The sequence below is a fragment of the Algoriphagus kandeliae genome, from assembly GCF_004571135.1.
Lineage (GTDB): Bacteria > Bacteroidota > Bacteroidia > Cytophagales > Cyclobacteriaceae > Algoriphagus > Algoriphagus kandeliae.
Genome location: NZ_SPSB01000002.1, coordinates 750,388 through 772,329, shown reverse-complemented (window position 1 = coordinate 772,329; position 21,942 = coordinate 750,388). Strand labels below are relative to the sequence as shown.

At 41.7% G+C, this 21,942-nt stretch carries 22 protein-coding genes; 7 read left to right on the top strand and 15 right to left on the bottom strand.

Annotated elements, in window-relative coordinates:
- Complete coding sequence (locus tag E4S40_RS07955) at positions 1–573, bottom strand: 5-formyltetrahydrofolate cyclo-ligase (RefSeq protein ID WP_135072808.1); 573 nt, start codon at positions 571–573, stop codon at positions 1–3.
- Complete coding sequence (gene bshC, locus E4S40_RS07950; protein ID WP_135072807.1) at positions 570–2,129, bottom strand: bacillithiol biosynthesis cysteine-adding enzyme BshC; 1,560 nt, start codon at positions 2,127–2,129, stop codon at positions 570–572. Before bshC ends, E4S40_RS07955 begins: the two co-directional genes overlap by 4 nt.
- 191 nt (positions 2,130–2,320) lie before the next feature.
- On the opposite strand from bshC, the gene E4S40_RS07945 reads away from it, so the two are divergent.
- Genes E4S40_RS07945 through mnmD form a run of 3 tightly spaced genes read left to right on the top strand, consistent with a single transcriptional unit; the run spans position 2,321 to position 4,730 of the window.
- Positions 2,321–3,565 (top strand): M16 family metallopeptidase, encoded by a 1,245-nt coding sequence (locus tag E4S40_RS07945; protein ID WP_135072806.1) that lies wholly within the window; start codon positions 2,321–2,323, stop codon positions 3,563–3,565.
- The gene (ispF, locus tag E4S40_RS07940) at positions 3,562–4,044 is read left to right on the top strand and encodes a 2-C-methyl-D-erythritol 2,4-cyclodiphosphate synthase (RefSeq protein ID WP_135072805.1); all 483 of its coding nucleotides are present in this window, start codon (positions 3,562–3,564) and stop codon (positions 4,042–4,044) included. The genes E4S40_RS07945 and ispF overlap by 4 nt, the downstream gene beginning before the upstream one ends.
- Positions 4,041–4,730: a tRNA (5-methylaminomethyl-2-thiouridine)(34)-methyltransferase MnmD gene (gene mnmD / locus E4S40_RS07935; protein ID WP_135072804.1), complete on the top strand. Its 690-nt coding sequence runs from the start codon at positions 4,041–4,043 to the stop codon at positions 4,728–4,730. Before ispF ends, mnmD begins: the two co-directional genes overlap by 4 nt.
- A 13-nt stretch (positions 4,731–4,743) precedes the next feature.
- On the opposite strand, the gene E4S40_RS07930 is transcribed toward mnmD, so the two are convergent.
- From E4S40_RS07930 to E4S40_RS07910, 5 genes are all read right to left on the bottom strand, one after another.
- Positions 4,744–5,406, bottom strand: a complete 663-nt coding sequence (locus E4S40_RS07930) for a phosphatidylserine decarboxylase family protein (protein WP_135072803.1) — start codon at positions 5,404–5,406, stop codon at positions 4,744–4,746.
- Between the two features lie 72 nt (positions 5,407–5,478).
- Positions 5,479–6,756, bottom strand: a complete 1,278-nt coding sequence (locus E4S40_RS07925; RefSeq protein WP_135072802.1) for a Glu/Leu/Phe/Val family dehydrogenase — start codon at positions 6,754–6,756, stop codon at positions 5,479–5,481.
- Between the two features lie 72 nt (positions 6,757–6,828).
- The gene (locus E4S40_RS07920; RefSeq protein ID WP_135072801.1) at positions 6,829–7,668 is read right to left on the bottom strand and encodes a phosphatidate cytidylyltransferase; all 840 of its coding nucleotides are present in this window, start codon (positions 7,666–7,668) and stop codon (positions 6,829–6,831) included.
- The gene (locus tag E4S40_RS07915) at positions 7,652–7,858 is read right to left on the bottom strand and encodes a putative signal transducing protein (protein WP_135072800.1); all 207 of its coding nucleotides are present in this window, start codon (positions 7,856–7,858) and stop codon (positions 7,652–7,654) included. Before E4S40_RS07915 ends, E4S40_RS07920 begins: the two co-directional genes overlap by 17 nt.
- Positions 7,833–8,786 carry a CPBP family intramembrane glutamic endopeptidase gene (locus E4S40_RS07910; protein ID WP_135072799.1) on the bottom strand — a complete coding sequence of 318 codons (954 nt, stop codon included), beginning with the start codon at positions 8,784–8,786 and terminating at the stop codon, positions 7,833–7,835. The genes E4S40_RS07915 and E4S40_RS07910 overlap by 26 nt, the downstream gene beginning before the upstream one ends.
- A 37-nt stretch (positions 8,787–8,823) precedes the next feature.
- Between E4S40_RS07910 and dusB the strand changes: the two genes are divergently transcribed.
- On the top strand, positions 8,824–9,813 hold the full coding sequence (gene dusB / locus E4S40_RS07905; protein ID WP_135072798.1) for a tRNA dihydrouridine synthase DusB: 990 nt from the start codon (positions 8,824–8,826) through the stop codon (positions 9,811–9,813).
- Between the two features lie 93 nt (positions 9,814–9,906).
- Complete coding sequence (locus E4S40_RS07900; RefSeq protein ID WP_135072797.1) at positions 9,907–10,824, top strand: DMT family transporter; 918 nt, start codon at positions 9,907–9,909, stop codon at positions 10,822–10,824.
- On the opposite strand, the gene E4S40_RS07895 is transcribed toward E4S40_RS07900, so the two are convergent.
- The 5 genes from E4S40_RS07895 to E4S40_RS07875 form a co-directional block, all read right to left on the bottom strand.
- Positions 10,821–11,891 (bottom strand): DUF3810 domain-containing protein, encoded by a 1,071-nt coding sequence (locus tag E4S40_RS07895; protein WP_135072796.1) that lies wholly within the window; start codon positions 11,889–11,891, stop codon positions 10,821–10,823. The genes E4S40_RS07900 and E4S40_RS07895 overlap by 4 nt on opposite strands.
- A gap of 9 nt (positions 11,892–11,900) precedes the next feature.
- Positions 11,901–12,482: a NifU family protein gene (locus E4S40_RS07890; RefSeq protein ID WP_135072795.1), complete on the bottom strand. Its 582-nt coding sequence runs from the start codon at positions 12,480–12,482 to the stop codon at positions 11,901–11,903.
- A gap of 68 nt (positions 12,483–12,550) precedes the next feature.
- Positions 12,551–13,285 carry a ThuA domain-containing protein gene (locus E4S40_RS07885; RefSeq protein ID WP_135072794.1) on the bottom strand — a complete coding sequence of 245 codons (735 nt, stop codon included), beginning with the start codon at positions 13,283–13,285 and terminating at the stop codon, positions 12,551–12,553.
- Between the two features lie 82 nt (positions 13,286–13,367).
- Complete coding sequence (locus E4S40_RS07880) at positions 13,368–14,462, bottom strand: DUF4249 family protein (RefSeq protein ID WP_135072793.1); 1,095 nt, start codon at positions 14,460–14,462, stop codon at positions 13,368–13,370.
- Positions 14,455–16,872, bottom strand: a complete 2,418-nt coding sequence (locus E4S40_RS07875) for a TonB-dependent receptor (RefSeq protein ID WP_135072792.1) — start codon at positions 16,870–16,872, stop codon at positions 14,455–14,457. The genes E4S40_RS07880 and E4S40_RS07875 overlap by 8 nt, the downstream gene beginning before the upstream one ends.
- Positions 16,873–16,965: 93 nt before the next feature.
- Here E4S40_RS07875 and E4S40_RS07870 point away from each other — a divergent pair, with 93 nt between their 5' ends.
- Positions 16,966–17,436, top strand: a complete 471-nt coding sequence (locus tag E4S40_RS07870; protein WP_135072791.1) for a hypothetical protein — start codon at positions 16,966–16,968, stop codon at positions 17,434–17,436.
- Here E4S40_RS07870 and E4S40_RS07865 read toward each other — a convergent pair.
- Positions 17,433–18,251, bottom strand: a complete 819-nt coding sequence (locus tag E4S40_RS07865; protein ID WP_135072790.1) for a purine-nucleoside phosphorylase — start codon at positions 18,249–18,251, stop codon at positions 17,433–17,435. The genes E4S40_RS07870 and E4S40_RS07865 overlap by 4 nt on opposite strands.
- A gap of 93 nt (positions 18,252–18,344) precedes the next feature.
- Between E4S40_RS07865 and E4S40_RS07860 the strand changes: the two genes are divergently transcribed.
- The gene (locus E4S40_RS07860) at positions 18,345–18,869 is read left to right on the top strand and encodes an NADPH-dependent FMN reductase (protein WP_135072789.1); all 525 of its coding nucleotides are present in this window, start codon (positions 18,345–18,347) and stop codon (positions 18,867–18,869) included.
- Positions 18,870–18,872: 3 nt separating this feature from the next.
- On the opposite strand, the gene ftsZ is transcribed toward E4S40_RS07860, so the two are convergent.
- Both ftsZ and ftsA read right to left on the bottom strand, forming a co-directional pair.
- Positions 18,873–20,513 carry a cell division protein FtsZ gene (gene ftsZ, locus E4S40_RS07855; RefSeq protein ID WP_135072788.1) on the bottom strand — a complete coding sequence of 547 codons (1,641 nt, stop codon included), beginning with the start codon at positions 20,511–20,513 and terminating at the stop codon, positions 18,873–18,875.
- A gap of 110 nt (positions 20,514–20,623) precedes the next feature.
- The gene (gene ftsA, locus E4S40_RS07850; RefSeq protein ID WP_135073101.1) at positions 20,624–21,934 is read right to left on the bottom strand and encodes a cell division protein FtsA; all 1,311 of its coding nucleotides are present in this window, start codon (positions 21,932–21,934) and stop codon (positions 20,624–20,626) included.
- Positions 21,935–21,942: the final 8 nt, after the last annotated feature.

The following is a 21,942-nucleotide window of genomic DNA, read 5'->3' as shown; positions in this document are numbered from 1 at the left end:
TTAAAATCTAATGACTTTTTCTGGTGTAATGCAATAATCTAAAGGAATATCATGCGCTTCATGCGCTAGCTTTTCTTCCGGATCAAAAAAACTCAAGCCTACTTTCACCGGCTGAAAATCTAAACCTGCAAGAAATTGATCATAATACCCTTTCCCAAATCCAATTCTCCATCCTTCCTGATCGTAAGCAAGCAAAGGAACTAAAATTAAATCAAACTTTTCTGCAGGAACTCTCTCAACCTCCTGAGGAATGGGTATCCCCCAAGAATCTTCGACAAAGTGAGTATTTTGAGGAATTCGGGCAGAAACCATTTTTCCCGTTTCTTGGTCGATGAGAGATCCAAAAACTGACCAACCACTCTCCCAAAACCAATGAAGTATGGGAAAGGTGTTTACTTCTCCCTGCTTTTTTATAGGGAAGTACATGTGTACAGTTTTTGAGGAGGACCAATTTTCAAGCCATGCCAAAAACTGAATAAAAATAGCTCCAGACCTTCTCTCCTTTTCATCTTCAGAAAGAGCAGCCCTTTTTCGCTTATATTCTTTCCTAATCTCAGCTTTTTCGGAAATCATGCCTCAATGACATTCATACAAAAATCAAGTGGATCAAAAACCGAATAAAGCTTTTCGATGAATTCTGGATCAGCTAAAAGAAACTGCATAACGTTCACCACCCGTTCCTGAGGGCTACCTCCTGGCTGAATATAATCAAAAATCGCCTCAGCTCGCTTGATTTGAACCTCCAATCTACGCTCCTCGGCCTTTCGAATCTTTTTGCCCATTTGATCCAAAATCTTCAAAGCTCTGACTTTTGCAGCTTCGAAAGATTCTCCTAGACTTTTCTCCAGCTTCTCGGCTTCTTTTCCTTTTTTATCAAAAACATCAGAAAGCCTTTCTTTCTCCTCTTCCAATTCAAAATCCACAGATGCTTCAGAAGCTACAAATTCCCTTTTCCAAGTATCGAAATCTTGGAATAAGTCTTTTTCGGACCAGCCCAATTGCTCCATTTTCTGAATAATTAACGGCTCTAAAATCAAAGCGAAATTTCGAGGGAGCAACACCGGAAAATGAACAGAAAAATGATCAAATACTCCTTTTAACTGCAACCAGTACACCACTTCAGCAGGTCCACCCAAATAAGCCAAATTGGGCAAAATAGTCTCTTGGTATAAAGGTCTCAAAACGACATTTGGACTGAATCGCTCGGGATGGGCCTCGATTAAATTTTCTAACTCAGATTTTGAAAAACGGAGGTCAGTATTCAATACCAAATACTCATCTCCCTGCTGCTCGATTCGCTCCCGGATTCCCTGATCCATGTAGAAGAAATTGATTTCTCTTGGAAAAATCTGACCTGAGTAACCCAAGGATTCCAAAGACTCTGTTTTCAAGACCACTTCTTTGTGGGGCGCATGTGAAAAAACATCCTCATACATCACCTGCCGGAATAATCCTTTCAAAGCAGGAACTTGTGCATCCACGACCAACAAACCTTTTTTTCCGAACAATTCATGGACATAATTCAAAACCGCATCTTTCAAGGTCTTGGCTTTTCTATATGCCTCTTTGAAAACTTCAGCCGCAAAAGGGATAGTCTTTTCAAATTCACGAAAGCTCTTATCCAACTCAAAATTCCCAACAGCTCCAGTTTGATCCGATTGCCATTGGTATTTCTTACCATCCAGTTTGAAATAATTGATCTCGTCGAAGTCGTGATCTTCCGTAGCCATCCAATAAACAGGCACAAAATCATAATCCGGATATGCTTTTTTCAACTCCTCCGCCAATCGGATAGTCGAAACGATTTTGTAAATAAAATAGAGTGGACCTGTATACAGATTGAGCTGATGACCGGTAGTAACCGTAAAGGTGTTTGAAAAAACAAGCTTTTGAATTTGGTCTTTTTCTTCTTCGAAAAGAGAAATATCAGCGTATTGGGATTGAAGACTTTCCACCAAAACTTGCCGATGGGCTTCCGGATAACGCTTTTCCTTTATGGCATTATGAAAGCTCTCAATTTTGGGAGCATGATTGTAAAAAGGTCGTAATTCAACTTTCCCATCAAGGTAATCCAGAAAAAAATTCGAGAACTGTCCAGTTTTTTTCAGATCAATACAATGATGCTTCATAAGAGTAAGGATGATGGGTTTTCGAAGGCAAACTACTGATGTTTATCCAAAGTTCGGCTTTTTTAGGAAAATCACCAGACTCTTACATGGACGGAGGCTATCATTCTTCAATTGATTTGTAGAACCTTTTGCCTAAAATTGGTTTTACCCATAGAAGCGGTCAAACTCAAAAAAGTGTAGCTTTGCCACCGATGAAATTCCCCTACGAAAGACATTTTCTGGACAATGGACTAGAGGTGATTATCCATCCTGATCCTCATTCTAAAATTGCTGTTTTCAATTTACTCTATAAGGTAGGGTCAAGAAATGAAAAACCTGGAAAAACAGGTTTAGCCCATTTTTTTGAGCATTTAATGTTTGGCAGTTCTCAAAATGTACCAGTTTTCGATCGGGCCTTGGAGCGGGTTGGCGGTAATTGCAATGCTTTTACCAGTCCGGACATTACCAATTACTACATGACTCTTCCGGTCAGCAATTTGGAAACAGCTTTTTGGTTGGAATCGGACCGCATGCTTCATGTTTCACTGGTGGAAAAAACCATCGAAACCCAGCGGAAAGTTGTATTAGAAGAATTCAAGCAGCGCTATCTCAATCAACCGTATGGTGACATTTGGCATTTATTACGGCCTATAGCCTATGAGGTTCATCCTTATCGCTGGCCTACGATTGGGGCTACCACGGAGGATATCGTCAACTATACTGAAGAGGATGTTTGGGATTTTTATAAAAAGAATTACGCACCTAACCATGCCATTTTGGTTATTGGCGGCGATGTGAACCCAAGGGAAATCATGAAAATGGCAGAAAAGTGGTTTGGAGATATTCCTCCTGCATCACAGCCTCAGGAAAAAATTTATCAGGAGCCCGAGCAAAACGAAAAAAGAGAAAAGACCCATACAGCCGCTGTTCCTACAGATCTACTCTTCAAGACTTTCAAAATGCCTGGCAAAGGAGAAGTAGGATATTTAGAAGCGGATTTGATAACGGATATTTTGGGATTTGGAAAATCCTCTCCGATCGAGCAGGAACTGGTAAGAGGCGGGAAAGAGTTTGCCTCATGCGGAGCCTACATATTAGGAAGCTTGGACCCAGGATTATTGGTGTTTTCAGGAAAAATGGAAGCAGGAATAAGTAGTCAGGATGCTGAAGCTAAATTGGATAAGTTCTTAGAGGAATTTCTTCAAAAGGGTGTAGATGAACTCACTCTTCAAAAGGTCAAAAATCAAGGAGAAGCCATGAAAACTTACGAATCCATCCAATTGATCAATCGGGTGATGAATCTGGCCTTTTATGCAAATTTGGGCCATCCTGACCTATATTGGGATGAATTCGATCGGAAATCTTCCATCACTCCTAACCAAATCATGGACTGGGCTCATACTTTGATTAGACCTGAAAAGTCCACAGTTTTACATTATCAATCGACAAACAAATGAGCAAATTTCGAATAGGTTTTGGCTATGACGTCCACCAATTAAAGGAGGGACAAGATTTCTGGTTGGGAGGAATAAAAATCCCTCACACCAAAGGTGCAGTAGGCCATTCAGATGCGGATGTTTTGATTCATGTCATTTGTGATGCCTTGCTTGGCGCAGCCAATTTGCGGGATATTGGATACCATTTTTCAGACAAGGACCCCAAATACAAAGGAATAGATAGCAAGATTTTGCTTAAAGAAGTGCTAAAACTTCTTCGAGAAGCCGGATTTGAAATTGGCAACTTAGATATGACGATTTGTCTTCAAAATCCTAAAATCAACCCACATATTCCAGCCATGAAAACCTGCCTTTCCGAAGTGATGGCAGTGGACGAGGGAGATATTTCCATCAAAGCTACTACCACTGAATGGCTAGGTTTTGTTGGAAGAGAAGAAGGAGTTTCTGCTTATTGTGTGGCCTTGATTTATGAAGTATGAGTGGAAATATAAAAATCATCACAACTGAAGACGGTTCCCATTCACTCTATCACGAAGAGCTAAAAGAAACCTACCACAGCTTTCACGGAGCCTATCGGGAATCTTTGCATGTTTTCATGATTTATGGATTGGATTCTTGGGTTGCCATGAATCCCAAAAAATATCCAATCCGCATCTTCGAAGTAGGCTTTGGCACTGGATTAAATGCTTGGCTGACCTTAGTATGGGCAGAACAGTACCAAATTCCGGTACTATACCATACTATCGAGCCCTATCCCCTAGAAAAAGAAATTTATTCTCAACTGAATTTCATCCATCAGAACGATGCCATCTGGCATTATCATAAATATTTTGAAGCGCTGCATGATGCTCCATGGAATGAGGGAGGCCCTATTTCAGAATATTTTAATTTCAAAAAAGACAAGGTGAGTTTGCAGGAAGCTCAACTCTACCCTACGGATGTGGTGTTTTTTGATGCATTTGCTCCAAGCAAGCAGCCGGAACTTTGGGAAAAGGATATGCTGACTAAAGTAGTAAACAGCATGCGCCCGGGAGCAGTTTTCACCACTTACAGCGCAAAAGGACAATTGAAGCGGGACTTAAAAGAATTGGGATTGGAAGTAGAGACCCCTCCAGGACCTCCAGGAAAAAAAGAAATGACCAGAGCATGGAAAAAGGCAGAATAAAATCTGCCTTTTTTTATGATTTAAGTCTAGCGATTGGTGTTCTTCCTCCTTTGGTTTTTTGGTCCAAGGAAACCAAAATTTCTGTACCAAGTGGCAAAAACACATCCACTCGAGATCCGAACTTAATAAAGCCGAATTCTCCGCATTGAGGAAGCGTATCACCTTCCTTCACATACCATTTGATTCGTCTTGCCAAAGCACCAGCAATCTGGCGAACCAAGATTTTTGTCCCAGATTCTGCACGAACCACCATCGTAGTCCGCTCATTTTCAATACTGGATTTTGGATGCCAAGCCACCAAGTATTTTCCAGGGTGATATTTAAAAAACTCCACCACTCCTTTGATAGGTGAGCGATTCACATGAACATTCAAAGGAGACATGAAAATGGAAACCTGGATTCGCTTTTCTTTCAAATATTCGGTCTCTTCAGTCTCTTCTATCACCACCACTTTACCATCAGCTGGCGCATAAACTACACCCTCTTCCTGAGGAAGGGTAAATAGGGGATTTCGAAAAAACTGTAAAATCAACAAATACAGTATCAAACTTCCCAACATGCTTACGTTGAGCCAAAACCTGGCATCAGGAAAGAAATAATACAGAAGGTAATTGCCGGCAACCAAAATGATCATCAGCCAAAACAAGAGTACGCGTCCTTCTCGGTGTATGGTCATATCTTTTGAAAATAAAAGGCGCAGGAAAACCTGCGCCGTAAAGATACATGATTCTGAATATACTTGGAGTTTTTAGTATCCTCCTCGGAATGTATATGTCTTTGCTACTTTATCGATTGCCACAATGTAAGCTGCAATCCGCATAGGAACATCATATTTTTTGGAAGCTTCATATACATGTTCAAACGCATCCTTCATGATCCGATCGGAACGTCTGTTCACACGGTCAGCAGTCCATTTATAACCTAATCGGTTTTGAACCCACTCGAAGTAGGAAACAGTAACCCCACCAGCATTTGCTAAGATATCAGGCACAGCCATGATTCCTTTTTCGTTGATGATCGCATCTGCCTTAGCAGAAGTAGGTCCATTAGCACCCTCTACGATCAATTTTGCCTTAATTTGATCCACGTTTTTAGCTGTGATCACATCCTCCACCGCAGCCGGCACTAACACATCCACATCCAAGGTCAATAGATCCATTGGGTCTTCCATTTTGTCACCACCTTTGAATCCTTCCAAATGACCTCCATTTGCATCTCGGAATTCGATAGCTTTCACAATATCAATTCCTTTTTCGTCATAGAATGCACCAGTATGATCAGAAATTGCAACGACTTTTAAGCCTCTTTCCTCCAATAACCGAGCAGCCCAAGATCCTACGTTTCCAAATCCTTGCACTGCACAAGTGGCTTGGAAAGGATTAATTTTCAGTTTTTGCATAGCTGCCAATGCAGACACCATTACTCCTCGTCCTGTCGCTTCAGTTCGACCCAATGAACCTCCCAAAACAAGAGGTTTACCAGTAACTACCGAGTTTACGGTCATTCCATGAGCTTTGGAATATTCGTCCATCAACCAGGCCATTTCTCTCGGTCCAGTACCCATATCGGGAGCAGGAATATCCTTATCCGGACCAAAAACATCAATCATAGCCATGGTGTAGGCACGCATCAAGCGTTCAATTTCACCTTTGGACATTTCTCTAGGGTTGCAACGAACTCCTCCTTTACCACCTCCATAGGGAATATCCACTACCGCACACTTCCAGGTCATCCAAGCAGCAAGTGCCTTCACTTCATCCAAATGCACATCTGGAGCAAATCGGATTCCCCCTTTTGCAGGACCCAGGATATTGGAGTGAACCACACGGATTCCCTCGAAAACCTGAATTTTCCCATTGTCCATCGTGATGGGCAAGGAAACGATTACTTGACGAGCGGGATTTTTTAAGACATTGTAAACTTCATCGGAAAGACCAAGTTTCTCTGCCGCGATGTTGAATCTTTCCATCATTGACTCCAAAGGATTCTCTCTATCCTTAATTGGAGCCGGTTCAATGTAAGCCATATTGGGTTTAAATTAGAGTAGTGAAATGCAATACAATATTACGTAGTTTTTCAGATTAGCCCTTCCGAACAATCAGAAGATTTTCAAAAAAGCAGTAATAAAGGGGGCCGACAAAAGCAAACCGTCAAACCGATCCATAAAACCTCCATGTCCAGGCAAACCATGACCTGAATCCTTGATCTCAATTGACCGCTTAAACAAGGACTCAATGAGATCTCCATAAGTCCCGGCAATGATGATAATTCCGGAAATCACCAACCACTTCCAGTCTTGAATAGACTGAAAATATCGGGCCAATAAAAATGCAACTGCAATGGCGGAGAATGCTCCACCAAGAAATCCCTCCCAAGATTTTTTGGGAGAAACCCGCTCAAATAACTTCGTTTTTCCAAATTTGGTCCCGGCAAAATAAGCTCCTGTGTCACTGGCCCAAAGAATCAGCAAACAGCCAAGAATGATTTCAAAGTGATACACTTTATCCACTGAAAACACCGCCAAATTCAACAAGGAGAAAGGTACTGCGACATAAAAAATACCTAAATAGGTAAATGCAACACCTGTAAATGGCTTTTTATCCGTCTTTTTGTACAGCTTGATAAAGAAAGTCAAGGAGATGATCGGAAAAATCAGATAGAGATACTCATTGGGCAATTGTTCCTTCTCAATCATGAAGGTTAGTGTGAAAATCAAGAGTCCTAAAAATGTCCCAAAACTCTTCAAAGGCAACATCCCGTCCAATCCGCACAATTTGTAGAATTCCATTTGAGAAAAGCCCAAAATGCAGGCAAACACCAAAAAATAGGTCCAATCTGAATATATGATCGAAGAAATAACAATTGCAGCTCCCACAACGGCTGTAATGGCTCGCTGGCCAAGATTGCTGTAATTGTTGATATTAAAACGAGATCTCATTATTGATCAGGGTAGTGGCTCTCAAAGCATCCGCACGGTTTACATGAACTTCATATAGACCAAACACTTGATAGACCGTTTCTTTTTTATTCAAGACCACCGCTGGAATTTCATTTTCTTCCAAAACTCCTTTGACGATTTCAGCTCGGATTTGCTGAGGTGTTTCAAATACTTTGATCCAATCCTTCATGTTCGGAGGGCTTCGTTTTTTTAAAATAATAGAATCCTGCCGAAAGAACCAATAGTCCTAAAAGGGCTGCTGGATAAGAAACGGTATCTGTAGACTCCAAATCAAACTCAATCCATCCCTGAGCAGAAGCATATACTAATAATACAGTAAAGGAATTATTGAAGATATGAGCCAAAATGGGATATACCAAGCTTCCTGAATAAACATAGAGGTAACCAAACAAAGCTCCTAAAAACAAGCGTGGTAAAAATCCATAGAACTGCATGTGAATAGCTGAAAAAATCGCTGCTGTCAACCAAATTCCCCAATGGTAAGAACCTGTATATAAATGCATTTTTGGCTGAAGAACTCCTCTGAAGAATAGCTCCTCTCCCAACCCCGCAAATACCCCAATAACCAGAATTCCCATCAATAACTCTTTTATATTCTGGAAATCGGTCAGGAACATGGTCATTTCCATTAAGTCTTTTTCCATTTCCTTCATCCAACTTTCCAATCCTGAAAGTGCCTCCGGTAGCTCCATTTGAGCATTTAAATACACTAACAGGGCATTGAACAACATTGCCCCAAAAGTCAAAAAGACAGTGATAAGAATTTTCTTTCCTTGAGTTCTACTCAATTGAATATCCCATCTCAAGTTAGCTTTGTCAATCCAACTGGAAATGATGTAGCCGGCTACCATAAATCCTATCCCGGAGCCTAAGCCTTGGACAAAATATAAGGCCATCCGACCATTCGGAACTGAAAAATCACCAGATAAGAGGGCCACAATGTCCTCTAGACCAATTCCAAAAAGAAAAGGAACAAGGCCCAATGCGATTCCCTGAAGGACAATCAGCACGCCAAATGACACTAAAACAATGACTACCAGGGACAAAAGCCAGCTTTTCCGCTGTGCGATTTCTCGCTGAGTTTCGTAAATCTCCATAATTGGCCGTAAATTTACGCCAAATTTAGAATAAGCAGTGGTAAAGATAGGAAAGTTGGAGCTGGGAGAATTCCCTTTGTTACTGGCACCCATGGAAGATGTCAGCGATCCCCCATTCCGTGCAGTTTGCAAGGAAAACGGCGCTGATTTAATGTATACGGAGTTTATCAGTTCAGAAGGACTCATCCGGGATGCCGCAAAAAGCGTCCAAAAACTCGATATTTTTGAGTACGAACGTCCTATCGGAATACAGATTTTCGGAAATGAAATCGAGTCCATGCGGGAAGCCGCAGCAATTGCAGAAGCAGCAGGTCCGGATATTTTAGATATCAACTACGGCTGTCCAGTGCATAAAGTAGCCTGTAAAGGTGCGGGAGCGGGAATTCTTCTAGATATCGACAAAATGGTATCCATGACGGCTGAAATTGTCAAGGCGGTTAAAATTCCAGTGACCGTGAAGACTCGACTTGGCTGGAATCATGAAACAATCAGAATCGTCGAAGTGGCTGAGCGACTACAAGATGTAGGGATCCAAGCTATTTCAATTCATGCACGTACCCGTCAGCAAATGTATAAGGGAGAGGCTGATTGGACCTATCTGAATCAGGTGAAAGACAATCCTCGTCTGAGTATTCCGGTTTTTGGAAATGGGGATATTGATTCTCCGGAAAAAGCGGCTGAATACAAAGCCAAATACAATGTGGATGGAATGATGATAGGGCGAGCATCCATTGGATACCCATGGATTTTTAATGAAATCAAGCATTACCTACAAACCGGTGAAAAATTACCTCAGCCAGATTTAGCAGAACGCCTCAATGTGGCTAAAAAACACCTGGATTTCTCTGTTAAATGGAAAGGGGAAAAACTTGGAATCCTTGAAATGCGCAGACATTACACTAATTATTTCCGAGGAATGCCCAACTTCAAAAGCTACAGAACTGAAATGGTGACTGCGGAAAGCTATGAGGAGGTTTGTGAAATTCTAGATAAGGTAGGCGAGGTTTACGCTGATTACGTTTTCTAAGAATTTTCAGCCCATTTATCCCAATCTTGTAATTTTCACAAACAATTCCGGAATGGAATTGCTTCTTTTGCGGTAGAATAGATCATCCTATCCATGTCCGATCACTCTTCTGAAAACACATTGAAAAATTGGGGATTCCTCATCGTTTTGGCTTTGGTTTGGGGAAGCTCTTTTATTTTGATCAAAAGAGGCTTAGAAGTTTTCTCTCCGGGTGAATTGGGAGCATTTCGAATTGTAGCTGCTGCTAGTTTTTTATTGCCAATTTCTCTTCCTGGAGTGCGACGTTTGACAAGCACACAAATACAAAATCTGATTTTGGTAGGGTTAGTGGGAAGTTTTATTCCTGCCTTTCTTTTTGCAAAAGCCCAAACTCAACTCAGCAGTTCTTTGACTGGAGTTTTGAATGCATTGACCCCCTTATTTGTCGTGTTGGTAGGAGCCATCTTTTTTAAATCCAAAATCACCCGACAGAATGCCCTTGGCTTAGCCATCGCATTTCTAGGTGTGACGGTATTGGTTCTTGTAAAAGAAGGAAATGGCTTTGGGGCCTTTAGCGAAATAAATGCTTATGCTTTTTTTGTGATCCTAGCCTGTACCTGTTATGGGTTTAACCTCAATTTGATCAAATATCGATTCGTCACCCTTCGTCCTGTAGAAATTACTGCTATTTCCCTCCTCCTAGTATTACCTGTTGCTCTAATCTATTTAATGGCTGGAACCCAATTCGCCTACAAACTCTCCTCAGTCGATGGTGCATGGCGGGCCCTAGGTTATGTGGCAATTTTAGGAATTGTAGGAACCGCCTTGGCATTGATTCTTTTCAATATGATGGTCAAAACCGCTAGTCCAGTCTTTGCCAGTTCCGTTACCTACCTGATTCCAATCGTAGCTATCCTTTGGGGAGTTTGGGATGGAGAAGTTTTGCTTTTAGGACACTATTTAGGATTTGCAGCCGTGATTTTGGGAGTATGGATCGGAAATCGTAAAAAGGTCAATCGTCCGAGTAATTAATTACCGGCTTTTTGTTTCCAAGCATATACCAACATTGGCAATTGTTGATAGCTCAAAACCCCGGCTTTGACACCTTGAGATTTTAAGAATAAATCATTGGTTTTTCTGCTCAATTCGATGGAAAAAGGAGGGTATTTCGCATTTCTATCTTGAATAGAGCGAATATCCTGAAGTACCCCTCGATCTAATTTTTCTAACCAAACTCTATATCCATCAGGGTCCATCCGATAATAATCCCGAACCTGATACAAGAACAATCGCAAATAGGCTGTGTACTTTAGTAAAGGATCCGAAGAACGCGTACCAACAACCCAAGCTACAAAATTCGCCTCTCCTTCATCTGTGACCCCAAAACTATGAGCCATTTCATGAGCAATTGTAAACGGTTGCTCAAGGGGGTGCAAGGTTGGATCGATGTAGCTCTCACCTGTGTAAGGAAAATAAATTCCTAGAATTCCCATTTTTCGCATAAAGCCTGGGGGTGGAAACATCCGAGTTCGGGGATTCCCGTGATATTCAAGCTTCACCAAAGCTAGATTTTGAGAAAGGTTTTTCCTTACTTGACTTTCCAAACTTCTATAATCGACGATTTCTTCTATCGCCGAAGTATCAGCTTTTATTTGCTGCCGCAAGCTGACTAATTGATGATGGCTCTCCTCAATTTCTTCTTCCAGCTGCTCCAAATTCAAAGGCTTTACTTCAAGCCCTAATTGCTGAATGATGGATGTTCGCTGATAATTGAAACCCCAGAGAATCAAAAAAAAGAAAATCAAAGCACCAGAAAAGTTAAGAAGTGAGCGAAAGGCAAAAATCCATCTCTTCTTTCCCTTTGGGGACCGGCTTAATTTTCGGATTAAAAACAGGAATAAAGTCCCAATAAAAAGGATAAATAAAAAGACGCTGGGAAAAGGTAAGTTCCCCAGCGTCATATCAAATGCTTGTCGAATGAATAAAAATAATCCTCGAGAATAATAGTGCTCAGTCCATTCAGGAGAATTAGATGCTACCCAACGAAATCCTAGGGAAGCTACTCCTAACAGTGCCCAAGCCCATTTTTTTATTCCCATTTAATAAACTTAGATACCTTCTGCCTCCACTTCCTTCACTTCAGGAAGCATTCGGGTCAGAAGATTTTGAATTCCTGCCTTCAATGTGATGGTACTGGAAGGGCAACCTGAACAAGAACCTTGAAGCAATACCCTCACCACTCCATCTTGAAATGAGTGAAATACGATAGCTCCACCGTCTTGTTCTACTGCAGGACGAATATATTCATCGAGAATACCCTTGATTTTTTTAACGATTTCAGAATCATTTTCATCAAACAGAGGATCTTTATCGAATTCTGCCTGAACAGGTTTTTTACCTGCTTCCAGATAGGATTTAATATGATCCCGAATGATGGTTTGAATTTCCGGCCATTCTACAGATTCAGACTTGGTAACCGTCACAAAATTAGAGGCGATGAAAACCCGCTCCACAGCTGCAAAATTGAACAATTCCTGTGCAAGAGGACTATTAGTCGCCTGTTCCGCAGATGGATAGTCAAAACTCAAACCGTCATCCACCAACATGAAATTGGCAACAAACTTCAAAGAATTAGGATTTGGATTTGCCTCCATATACAAATGGACAGGCCTGGACTGAGCTTTTAGCATAGGATTCTGATTTTTTTGTAAAGTTAAACCCATTCTATGGGGATAAGTTCCAAAATCATTGATTCTATTTATTTAAAAGGCTCTCCTGTTGCAGCATACCAAATCCCTCCATACAAATGCTTCAAGAAATCAGGATCTTCATAAGCAGACTCCACATGTCCTAATGCTGTGTAGAATACTCTTCCTCCATCAAATTCATGGTACCAAGCCATAGGATGCTTTTCACCCATAGGCTTTGCCGGAGAATAAGTGGATTCGTCAGCGTTGATTAGGACTTTAATGTTTGGATTGATATTTCTGAATTCATACAATTCATCCGTCCAAAGCCAGTTTTTTGGAAGATGCCAGGTAGCTGGGTGATCGGAATCTACCACTTCCAAACGAAGGGTTTGCTGCCGTGGATGGGCCAAGAAATAAGCTCCCATCATTTGATTATACCATGGCCATTCGTACTCAGTATCTGTAGCAGCGTGGACACCAACCACCCCTTTTCCACTTTGCACAAATCGCTGAAAAGCTGCTTTTTGCTCTTCATTAAAAATCGTCCCTGTAGTGCTCAACAGGATAATTACGTCAAACTTTTCTAAGTTTTCATCAGTGAAGTAGGAAGCATCTTCCGTGGTATGCACGGCAAAAACATGGGACCGACCGAGGTTTTGTACTGCCACAACACCGACGGGAACAGACTGATGCCGAAATCCGGTAGTTTTACTGAATACTAAGGCTCGGAATTGCTGGGCTTCTGCATAAGAAAATCCAACAAGGAAAACAAGAATGGCAAGTATTGAAAATCTGATTTTCATAGGTTTTTTGGGTTTGATTTTTCCCAAAATACAAAATCAGCAATTCAATTCAGCGAAATTTTGACAATTGGCTAGAAGGGCATCATTGATCAAACCACCAATGCGGAGTCTGGGTGGTACTATTCGGAAACTCACTGCATCGAAGGCAAGTTCGCGGATATTTATCCAATGGCCTGGCAGGATCATAAGTGCAGACTTCCGGGATAAAAAACGGAACATCCGCTCGCGTGGTGTAAATTCGATTTTGAGAAACACGAACCACTTCAAAGTAGCCGAGAACTACTTCATCCGGGTCTGAAATATTCTTAACATTTCCCCGAACAGGAGCAGGTGGTGTGTCAAATACTGATCCTGAATTATTTACCAATTCACGTATCCGCCTCCAATAATCATGTGACCCTCGGGTAGTACTTACCTGTCGGACATTGAAATAATGTCTGCTCAAGAAGGATTCATCTACTATCCGTTCAGCTACTATTTGCGAGCCTCCTTGTCCTGAAGCAGGAGCATTCTCACCATTGAAAAGCGTAATTCTTTCTGGATCTGGAAAACCAAACACATAGCAATCCGGTGGTGCCCTGTTAAAAGGGTTGGGAAAAAAGGTCAAATTCCAATAATAAGCCTCATCCACATCCCAACGTAGAAAATAAGGAATATCTGCGGTTGGCAATTGCACATCCGAAACAATGGAAATAAAAGCGGTCTCCGGAGCTCCTTCAAAATTTCCTCTTGAGAAGGTATAACCCAACTCATCCTCTCCTACAACCTGGGGCATTTGCTCAGGTTCGGATCGGTAAACCCTCCCATCAATCAGAATTTCAACAAAATAGGAGACATCTTCTCTAATCTCCACATTCCTTGGGAGCATATACTTCCCGGGTTCAATTTGATTCAACAAATAGCGCTGATTGTCTGTATTGACCACAAAAACCTGTGCGGTAGTCACAGGCCTAGGCAGGTCATTCAAGACTAGATATTGACCGGCGAATAGAGGTTCTCGATCTGCCGAGGTAGTCTCTGAAAGAAAAACAAATTTATCCTCATCCAGATTGCTCAATTGACCATATACAATCAGTTTTTCCACTCCTCGATCCAGCGGAAAACTGATTTGATCCACACAGGAGTTGAATACAAGGAAAATCATTGCCAGAATCGAAAAACGTCTCCAATTATTCATCTTCACCTCCTCCGAATTGAATACTATAAGTAATAGACGGGAAAATCGACCCCAAAACTGCTAGTCGATAAGGTCTCAATTGGCGACTGTCTCCGTCCTTTTGCCAAAAAACCGAATAGGCATTTCTCCGACCTAATAAATTATAAATACTGAAATTCAGACTATCTCCTTTCTTTGAAAATACCTTTTCCAGAGTATAGGAAACATCTACTCGGAAATAATCTGGTATACGATATTGATTCCTATCGCTGTACTCAGGAATTATCAATGAATTAATCACATAGCTGGCGTTCACAGCACTTACAGGGCGCCCTGTAGCATAATTGATACTCAGATTAAACAAACCTCTGGGATACATCTTTCGGCTAAGAATAAAATTCACCTCATGAGGCTTGTCATAGTTACTGGGAAACCATTCTCCGCGATTAATTTGGGTTTCTTCAAACTGCCCCGAACTTCTGAAAAATGAGCGAGAATAAGTATATGCTACCCATCCTGTCAGTATGCCTAGGTTTTTTTTGAATAAAAACTCGACTCCATAAGCTTTCCCTTCTCCCAAAACTATTTCCGTCTCCAAATGGGGATTCAAGAAAATCTGTGCAAAATCACGGTATTCAACTTGATTTTGGGTAGTTCTATAAAAGCCATCAACCGAAAACTCAAACTTATTGTCCTTACTGTTTCTGAAAATCCCCAAAGAAAAATTATCCGACTGTTGAGGAGGAATATAACGGGTGCTGAGCTGCCAAAGATCAATCGGTGTAGGACCAAAGGTATTGCTCACAGATTGAATGTATTGGTATAGTCGAGCATAACTCCCCTTTACCGAGGTGTTTTCTGCCAAATTATGCCTGATGGATAATCGTGGTTCAAAACCTGAATAGCTTTGAATGGATCCTTTTCCAAAAACTTCCTCTCCGGTGATTCTATCTTCCGAGATCGGACCAATTTCATTGTATTGATACACCGTGTCAGGCCCCAATTGATTGTAGAAGGAATATCTCAATCCAGCAACGAGACCTGTTTTCTCGCTTATATCCCATTCCAAACTGGCAAAAGCTCCTAATTCCAATCCTTGTTCTTTTCCTGCTTTTTCAGGACTGATATTGGATTCCGAAGAAAATGGATTCAGTTCTTCGTCCTTACTTGAATAGCGCACACCTTCCAATCCAGAGCTGATCGCTAATTTTTCATTTGCCCAAGTCAAGGTCACTTTCCCTTGTTGGTAGCGCATTCCATTCCGAACTTCAGCGGCATCAAGTCCCTCCGGATCAAAAAAGGCATTGGAAAAATCTCCATCTGCAAACAAGGCTCGAATGGACAGGTTTTCCCCTAAAACTCCCCGATAGTTGAGACTACTCACACGATTGGACCAATCATAGCCAAATTCATTGGAGAATTTAAAATAGTCCCCAGTCAACAGAGTGCGGGCTTCTATATCATGTCCGGGTGATACATTCCATGCTACTCCGAAGTAGCCATCGTAGAAATTCAACTTGGAATTTTGAATATCAAAATCGCGAGCTTGACCTAATAGCCAATTGGCATTTGAAATCCTCCCACCAAAAATCAGACTTGCTTTATCTTTTTTGAGCGGGCCTTCGATAACCAATTTCCCATTTGAAGTACCTAGCCCTACTTGACCTTGCCAGTTTTCATCAGATCCCGGCCTCATTTGAATATTCAATGCAGAACCCGCCCTTCCTCCAAAGGTCGCTGGAAGATTGCCTTTATATAGTGTAAAAGTCTCCGTTACATCTGTATTAAAAGCTGAAAGAAAACCGAGTGCATGGTTGGAACTTAGCACGATAGCCTCGTCCATCAAGAGTAAGTTCTGATCGGTTTTTGCCCCTCTCACATTGATACCAGAAGTTCCTTCTCCTACCGAACTTACCCCAGGCAAAAGTTGCAATCCCTTGAAAATATCAGCTTCTCCAAGAAAAGCCGGAATAGCCTGCAATTCACGAGTGGTGAGTTTTGTGATTCCAGTAATTGGATTTCGCACGTTTCGATCCGGCTCATCGGATAAAACGACAACTCCTTCCAATTCATAGTTTTTGTCAACCATTTGAAGGTTTACCACTCCATTTTCAAACAAGGTGACTTCCGTGAAAACAGGGACTTTTGACAAGTGTCTAAAGGTCACTCGATGAAAGCCGGGAGTTAGATTTACCAGGTAGGTTCCAAATCTATCTGTGTTGGTCCCAGTATAAAACCCATCGATATGTAAACCCACGCCTTCTATAGGTTCACCTGAGTCTTGATCTAGAATTTTACCCGTCAAAATATAGGTGGATTCATGTTCCCCATTGGGATCACCAAAATTGAATCTCAAGGAATCGGGAATAGCTTGGGCAAAGGATAAAGAGGATATCAGAAAAAAAAGAATGAAAAATAAAGGAAACCTCATGAGTCAAAACTTAGTTTTGAAAATTATATACTTTCTAATTTGAAAAACTTGTCTCAATTTTACTACGTAAAAGTCCATAAAAAAGTCATTACTATGAACCGAATTTATGTTTATGGTCTGATGATTTTACTTCTCTTCTCTGGTTGTAAGCAAGAAGATGAAGAGCCTCAAAAGGACGCATTCATTTTTGGTTGGTGGTCTGCAATATGTACAGGTAACTGCATTAAGATCTACAAACTAGAAAATGGGAAGCTCTATGTAGACAATTTGAATAGCTTTCGAGAGGCTGCTCTTATTACCTATCGCTCCCAACCACTCGATGCTCAATGGGTCCCAATTGCTGAAAACTTAGAAGCCAATTTCCCTCAATATTTATTGGATAATCAATTTGCGGTAGTTGGATGCCCCGATTGCTATGATCAAGGAGCAATTTATCTTGCTTTTGAAAATGCATCAGGAGCACTTTACTGGCAGATTGATACGGATCCAGCCACCTGGCCTGAGGGAATAAAATCATACATGGAATCTGTCCTTCAGGCAATAGATCAACTTCCGCAGGACTAAAGCCGCTCCACCAAATGGTAAATTATCTTACTTAAAACGGGTTCAGCCTTTGATGCTGCGTTCACCACGTCCTGAAGCGTGATTTTGTGGATTTTCCCAGGTACACCCAAATCCGTTATGGCTGAAATACCAAAGACTTCCATGCCTGATTGACGCGCAACCAACACTTCTGGAACCGTACTCATTCCCACTGCGTCCGCCCCAATTATTCGAAGGTATTTGTACTCGGAAGGCGTTTCCAAATTGGGTCCAGCCACTCCTGCATAAACGCCGGTGTGAACTTTCATCCCATTTTCTTTGGCAATTTCCAGAGCCAATTTTACCAATCGCTCTGAGTACGCGTCACTCATATCAGGGAATCTTGGCCCAAATTCAGCAGGGTTTTCTCCCCTTAACGGATTATCTGGAAAAAGATCAATATGATCTGTCAGAATCATCACATCCCCAACTTCCTGCTCTGGATTTAAGCCTCCCGATGCATTGGAAACCAACAAACGCTTCACTCCCAAATGCTTGAGTACCCGAACAGGAAAGGTCACCTGCTTCATAGAATACCCTTCATAATAGTGGAAACGCCCCTTCATTGCCAAGACCTTTTTCCCGGCGAGGGTTCCCATCACCAATTTCCCAGAATGGGTCTCCACTGTTGAAACTGGAAAATGAGGGATATCCCCATAGTCCACTTCTAAAATTGGATCAATATCCTCTCCCAATTTCCCAAGACCAGTGCCCAAAATGATCATATTTTCAACCGGATCTGGACATAGGTTTTTCAAAAATTGAGCGGCTTCGTGAATTTGGGATAGGTAGTTCATAAGGGAAAATTTTAACTCAAAGATAGGAAACTCAGCCATTCCTCGAACTTTTGGGGGGCTTAGCTTGTATTGCTATCATATTTGATTCTAGCTATGATAAAAATTATCCTAGGCACCAACCGAAAAAACTCCGTTTCTAAACTAATTGCCCTACAGTACCAACAAATACTAAAAGAAAAAGGGGCTGAATCTGAAATCTTAGAATTAGAGGATTTACCAGCTGATTTTATTGAAACAGCACTCTATGAAAATAATGGAAAAAACGAAGGGTTCAATCAGTTTCACCAACGGGTAAAGGAAGGTAAAAAGTTTGTATTTATCGTTCCGGAATACAATGGGTCCTTTCCTGGAGTCTTAAAAACCTTCATAGACGGAATGACCTACCCGAATTCCTTTAGAAATAAAAAGGCCGCACTAGTCGGCCTTTCCTCTGGAATAGGAGGAGGTGGCATCGCATTGAGCCACCTCACTGATATATTTCACTACTTGGGGATGCATGTCCTAGCTCTAAAACCAAAACTGGCGAAAATAGAGCAGAATATGTCAGATAACTTGCTCACCAACAAGCTTTATTTAGAATTACTACATACCCAAGCGGAAATGCTTCTTGAATTTTAGGGATTAATCCACGTTGTCGTGTAGAAATCGATTATTTCCTAAAATTTCATTCTCATCATTGATATTGAACTTGCTGATAGAGTTTTCAGAACTGTGCTCAGGTTCGTTCAATGTCACATTCTTTCGAAGGTAAGCCGGAACTTCCAACTTCTCTTTCAACTCCTCAGGACTTGGATTCAAGGAACGGCTTCCCTTCAACTTTTCGAATCGCTCATGAGCTCTCTGAATAGCCTTCTGCTTCATTTGCTCATAATAATCATTGGCAAATACCGGCTTTGCTGGCTCGGCTGAAGCTTCTTCAGAAAGATTTTCCTTCTTCGGAGTTTCTTCTTCCTCCTCATAAAGATCATGTACGATTTTTTCAGGTTCAGGAGTAGATTTTACCTCAGCTGTTTTCTCTTTAGCTGATGGAAAATCAAATTTGAAACTTTCCTGCTTTGGATCTTCTTTTACCGGACCTTCTGTGCTTTGAATAGGAGTCTTAGGGGTTGAAAAAACGAAGGTGCTTCCATTGGAAATTGGTTCTTCTTTTACTTTTTCAGACTTTCCACTTTCCAAGTTGATAACTGTCTTCACATCCTCATCTTGCACTTCAGGAGTGGCTGTTGGCGTAGATACAACAGGAGTAGGTTGAACTTTCGCAGCTTCAGTAGAGGAGGAACTTTTATCCAGCTTATCCATTTCAAATCCTGTAGCAATTACAGTCACTCGAATAGCCTTACCTAATTCCGGATCAATACCTTGACCGAAGATCACCTCGGCGTTGTCACCGGCTTTCTCCTGAATGTATTCAGTAATCTCGCTCAATTCGTCCATTGACAGCTCTTCTTCCTCTCCAGACATGATGGAAAGAAGAATTTTCTGAGCTCCTTTGATATCAACATTGTTCAAAAGCGGAGAAGAAATTGCAGCACCGGCAGCACGAATAGCTCGACCTTCACCTTCTTCAGTAGAAGATCCCATCACAGCCGCTCCTGCATCTTTCATTACCGTCTTGACATCCTCGAAGTCAACGTTGACGTCTTGATGAACGGTGATGATTTCTGCTATAGACTTAGCAGCGGTTGTCAAAATATCATCCGCTTTACCAAATGCAGTACGAATAGCCAAGTTGCCATAAATCTCACGGAGTTTGTCATTCAAGATGACCAAAACCGTGTCGCAATTTTCTCTAAGTGCCTCAATGCCTGCTTGAGCAACAGCCATTTTCTTACGACCTTCAAACATAAATGGAGCAGTCACAATACCCACCGTCAGAATATTTAATTCCTTGGCGATTTTAGCTAAAATCGGCGCTGCGCCTGTACCGGTTCCACCACCCATTCCGGCAGTGATGAAAACCATCTTGGTATTGTCTGCAAGCAATTCCCGAATTTCTTCTTGTGATTCAAGAGCAGCATTTCGGCCTTGCTCAGGATTGGCACCCGCACCGAGACCTTCGGTCAGGTTGGCGCCTAATTGAAGTCTCAAAGGAACAGGGCTAGACTTCAAAGCTTGTGCGTCGGTATTGACTACTACAAACTCCACGTCTTTAATTCCTTGATTGTACATGTGGTTGACGGCATTCGAACCGCCACCTCCGACACCGATTACCTTGATAATCGATTTTTGATTCTTTGGAAGATCAAATCTGTAATCTTTCATGTTATCTGACATATTTATTGAATTGGTGAACTAGTTATTTTCTATTGTTAATTGAGTTTTAATCGGGGAAATCAAGGACAGAATCCTTGATCTCCCCCCAATCATAAGCCCTAGTAATTACTATCGTCTCCTATATCATCGTGAATGATGCTTTTCAGCTTTTCACCGATGTTTCGGAAAATATCTTTTGCATTAAATTCTTTTTTGATTGTTTTGGTCGTCCCTCCAGCATTTGCAATCCGCTGATTGTAGAGTTCTTCGCGATCATCCAGTGATTTGAAGCCGGCCAAAACCAACCCTACTGACGTTGCATACATTGGGCTCTTCACTTCTTCAATGACTGTTTTGCCCAAATGCTCATTAGGATGACCGATTCGGGTATCCAAGCCAGTCATGTATTCAAATAGCTGCGCTACAAACTGAAGCTGGGATCCACCTCCGGTTATGACAATTCCACCTGCTAGCTTTTTGTAGTATCCGCTTTGCATGATTTCGTTTTGGACGATCTCGATAATCTCTTCCATTCTAGCTTGGATGATAGAGGCAAGATTTCGGATCGAAATTTCCTTTGGAGGCCGATTTCTGAGACCGGGTATGGAAACGATCTCATTAGGATTAGCCTCTTCAGCAATAGCTTTTCCAAATCGGGTCTTCAGCAACTCCGCTTGGTTTTGCATCACCATGCACCCTTCTTTAATGTCTTTGGTGATGATATTTCCACCCAAAGGAATCACGGCTGTATGTCGAATGATATTTTCGTAAAAAATGGCAACGTCTGTGGTTCCACCACCGATATCCACCAAACAAACCCCTGCTTCCTTTTCCTCATCGCTGAGTACTGCAAGCGAACTCGCTAAAGGCTCTAATATCAATTGCTTGGATGAAAGATTGGCTCTGCGAACACATCGGTTGATGTTGTTGATAGCTGTGGTTTGTGCAGTAATGATGTGAAAATCTGCTTCCAGGCGAGTACCTGACATACCCACCGGATCCTTGATCCCACCTTCATAATCCACGGTGTAATCCTGTGGCATGACATGGATAATTTTATTTCCCGGAGGCACAAGGATATTTTCCATTTCGGAAGAAAGTCGACGAACATCCTCCACTGTAATTTCATCTTCAGTGGGCTGTCGCATGATGCTGCCACTTTGAATCTTACTTTGGATGTGTTGCCCGGCAATCCCGACGATCACTTCGGCAATTTCTACCTCAGCCATGTCGGATGCTTCTTCAACAGCCTTTTCGATAGCATGAACGGTTTTGTCAATGTTGGTGACAACTCCACGCTCTACGCCATCAGAGACAGCTTTGCCCATTCCGAGCACTTCGAGCTTTCCATACTCATTTTTGCGACCGACGATAGCACAAATCTTTGTGGTACCGATATCCAGTCCGACGATTAATTTTTCATTTTCCATACCCAAGC